5 protein-coding genes and 1 pseudogene are annotated in these 3,084 nt (G+C 59.8%); all 6 read left to right on the forward strand.

The features are described 5' to 3' along the window. Positions 1-53 precede the first annotated feature (53 nt). The 6 genes and pseudogenes from ACUVTA_RS09180 to ACUVTA_RS09205 all read left to right on the forward strand — a co-directional run bounded on the left by ACUVTA_RS09180 (position 54) and on the right by ACUVTA_RS09205 (position 3,023). Entirely contained in the window at positions 54-128 is a 75-nt protein-coding gene (locus ACUVTA_RS09180; RefSeq protein ID WP_445952640.1) for a hypothetical protein, read from the forward strand. Next, positions 110-355 carry a hypothetical protein gene (locus tag ACUVTA_RS09185; RefSeq protein WP_445952637.1) on the forward strand — a complete coding sequence of 82 codons (246 nt, stop codon included), beginning with the start codon at positions 110-112 and terminating at the stop codon, positions 353-355. The genes ACUVTA_RS09180 and ACUVTA_RS09185 overlap by 19 nt, the downstream gene beginning before the upstream one ends. Before the next feature lie 18 nt (positions 356-373). After that, positions 374-562 (forward strand): annotated as a pseudogene (locus tag ACUVTA_RS09190) (AMIN domain-containing protein); the annotation flags it as partial. After that, positions 554-1,033, forward strand: a complete 480-nt coding sequence (locus ACUVTA_RS09195) for an N-acetylmuramoyl-L-alanine amidase family protein (protein ID WP_445952641.1) — start codon at positions 554-556, stop codon at positions 1,031-1,033. The pseudogene ACUVTA_RS09190 and the gene ACUVTA_RS09195, both read left to right, overlap by 9 nt. A 46-nt stretch (positions 1,034-1,079) precedes the next feature. Then, positions 1,080-1,238, forward strand: coding sequence for a hypothetical protein (locus tag ACUVTA_RS09200; RefSeq protein ID WP_445952638.1), 159 nt, complete (start codon positions 1,080-1,082; stop codon positions 1,236-1,238). Between the two features lie 24 nt (positions 1,239-1,262). Then, positions 1,263-3,023: a two-component system sensor histidine kinase NtrB gene (locus ACUVTA_RS09205; protein ID WP_445952639.1), complete on the forward strand. Its 1,761-nt coding sequence runs from the start codon at positions 1,263-1,265 to the stop codon at positions 3,021-3,023. The last annotated feature ends 61 nt before the right edge of the window (positions 3,024-3,084 follow it).

The following is a 3,084-nucleotide window of genomic DNA, read 5'->3' on the forward strand; positions in this document are numbered from 1 at the left end:
CGGGGGCGGGTTACTTGAAAGTGGGCCAGATTTCGCGGGGTGCGCGGTTGGCGGTGGTAGGGAAGGCGGGCGCCTGGTACCGGGTGCGGTTGCGGAGCGGCCGGGAGGTATGGATCGCTGGCTGGTGAAGCCGGTCGCCGGGCAGGCACCAGTAGAGGTACAACTCCAGGAAGTGCCGGCGGAAACGCGGCCGCAGTCCTCTTTCCCCGGAACACCACCGGTTTCTACTGCCCCGGAGGCTGCTGACCCTCCTGCTTCCCTATCTGGTGGTCCCGGGCTGGGTGTGCCGGTTACAGTACCGGTCCCGGTAAGTAGAGGCGAAAGCGACGCCAACCTGATAAATTACGAGCTTTAAGAATATGATGGTACCACAGAAGTGACGTTTACCTTCGCCCGTCCGGTGGATACGAGCGTTGCTTTTGTACCAGACCCGCCACGGTTGGCAATTGATATTAAGGGCCTGCCGCCCGGGAACCTTCCCGAAAGCCGGCGTTACGGTTCCGGCCTCATTTCCGGCATCCGGGCTGCCTGGTTCGAGCCGGAGACGGTCCGTGTGGTTCTCGACCTAGCGCCAGACAAGCAAGTTCACTGGGAGGCGATTCCTGCTGCCGATAAGTGCTGCCTGAAGGTGCGGGTGGTGCCGGGCCCGCTTTACACTATGGCCGGTAAGGTTATCGTCCTCGACCCGGGGCACGGGGGCAGTGATCCCGGCGCTATTGGTCCTACCGGGTTACAGGAGAAGGATTTTAACCTGGCGGTTGCGCGCCTTGCTGCCGAGGAACTCACTCGCCGTGGCGCTCGGGTTTATCTTACCCGTACCGACGACGTTTACGTGGACCTCTATTCCCGGGCGGCACTGGCAAATAACCTGGGCGCGGGCGCCTTTGTTTCCGTCCCCGCGAATGCCTGGGGAAACCCGAACGAGGTTGACTGTATGGCCGGGACCAGCACCTGGTACGCGCCCGTTACCGATCCGGCTTTGCGGAAGGCGGGAAGCGAGCACCTGGCTGAATGTCTCCAAAAAAATCTTTAAGTGGCGAAGACCGGAAGGAAGGACTTGGGGCTCTTCACGGCGAACTTTGCCGTATTGCGGCATACGACGATGCCTGCGGCCCTTAATCGAGGTAGCCTTTATTTCCAACCGGGAAGAGGAAGGGCTTATGTACGCCGACTGGTTCTGGCAGGCGGCGGCACCCGGGATTGTCGAAGGATTGGAGCGTTATTTCGCGCAGATCTAAGCGAAACAAGAGGATTAACGACGTTTGAGCGGTGAAATTCTGGTTCTGGATAGCGAAAATGAGCCGTGGGTTAATATTTTAGCGGGAAACTTTTCGCTTTCGCGGGTTGATGCGGCAGTGCTGCCACAGGTCCTGCGCGAGACAGATTGGCCCGTCCTGCTTCTAAGTAAGCGAGAGGCCGAGCGGGACGGTTGGGCGCTCTGCCGGAAGATCAAGGTTGCAGCCGGCCGGGCACTTATCGGGGTGGTGCAGGACGTTTCCCTTGCGCCTCCGGCAAGGGTGGCATGGGTGGGCGACCTGCTTGATCCTGTAGCGCGGGAGGAATTTTCTGCCCGGGTGGCAAACCTGCTGCGCATCGCCCAGGCAAATAGCTGTTTTTTAAAAGAGCAAAAAGGGGTAGGTGCGCTTGGGGACGGCACCCGGAAGTTTTACGGGGAGAGTGGCTTTCTGCCGCCTTTCCGGGTGGCTGGGGGGATGGCGCTCGATCCGGAGATCACCGAGTACTTCGTCCGGTTGCTCTCCGGCGTTCTCAACACCACTGCTTCTTTCATTCCGGTGAGCGCAACGCCGCCGTGGCTGAGCGAGGACCCCAATTTAGCGCCGTTCGATGCGGTTGGCCTCCCGTACTGCCGGACCGTCGCCGAGTCCGCAGTCCGCGTCGGCGGCGTTTCACCCTGCCGGTACCACCGCTGGTTGGCGAGCTTGCGGGCAGTGATCGAGCGGCGTCCTGTTACGCTTCCCTGTCCAGGCGGGCTTATGCTTTGCGCGGCTCCCGTCTGCCTTAAGTTCTTCCACGCTAAGTACCCTTTGGGTGCGTTAGTGGTCGGGACCGGCGAGATTCCTCTGGGGCCCGAACTGATTAAGATCGGTCACCGGCTGCGGCTGAGCGTTCCGCTCTTGCGGGAAAAGGCGGGTATTGCGCGGACGCTGATGCAGCGCAGCGAGCAGGTGGCCGCCTGCCAATTGCTTGAATCTGCTGCTGACTACTTGGCACGGGAAGTTTCCTACCGCTATAACGTTGCCTACCACGAGTTTCTTCAGGCGGGTGCGTGCCAGCAGCTCTTCGAGAAAGCACCGGCGAAGGACAAGTACCCGACTGCGGCGCTCGAAAGGGCGGAAAAGTTAGCAGCAATGGGGAAGCTCGCGGCTGGCCTCATTCACGAAATCAGGAACCCGCTAACCTCGGTGCGGGGTTTCATTCAGCTCCTGGCGGAGAAAAAGCCCCCTGGCGACCGGGAGCGGGAGTACCTGGATGTCGTCCTTTCCGAGATCGACCGGGTGAATGAGATCATCCGCAACTTTCTTTACCTTTCGCGGGCAGGGAAGTTCCGGCCGGTGGCCACTGACCTCGGCCGGGTAGTTAGGGATATCCTGATGATCGTGGAGAACCAGGCGGTGCTCAAAGGTATCAGGCTCGTTTCGGAGTGTGCGCCTGCGGTGCCTACGGTACAAGCCGATCCGGAGCAGATTAAGCAAGTCCTGCTTAATCTCATCCAGAATGCCTTCCAGGCGATGCCCTGCGGTGGGCAACTGACGGTTCGTCTCTATCCCGACGCGGCAGGGAAAAATGTGGTTCTGGAAGTGGAAGATACGGGGGTAGGGATTCCGCCGGAGCATTTTTCGCATCTTGGCGAGGCCTTCTTTACCACCAAAGAAGACGGTACCGGGCTGGGGCTTGCTATCAGCTACCGGATCATTGAGGATCACCAAGGAAAGATCAGCGTCCAAAGTGAGGAAGGGAAAGGTACCCGCTTCACAATCACCCTGCCGGTTAGTCCTGGGTAATGGAAGAGCCTTTGGGCCGTGCTTACCGGTATTTTCGGGCGCGAAAGCGCTTAGAAATTTT

This window comes from Thermodesulfitimonas sp. (assembly GCF_052743955.1).

Bases quoted from the DNA above. Each gene is read 5' to 3' on its own strand.
- ACUVTA_RS09185 (WP_445952637.1), top strand. From the start codon at position 110: ATGGATCGCTGGCTGGTGAAGCCGGTCGCCGGGCAGGCACCAGTAGAG.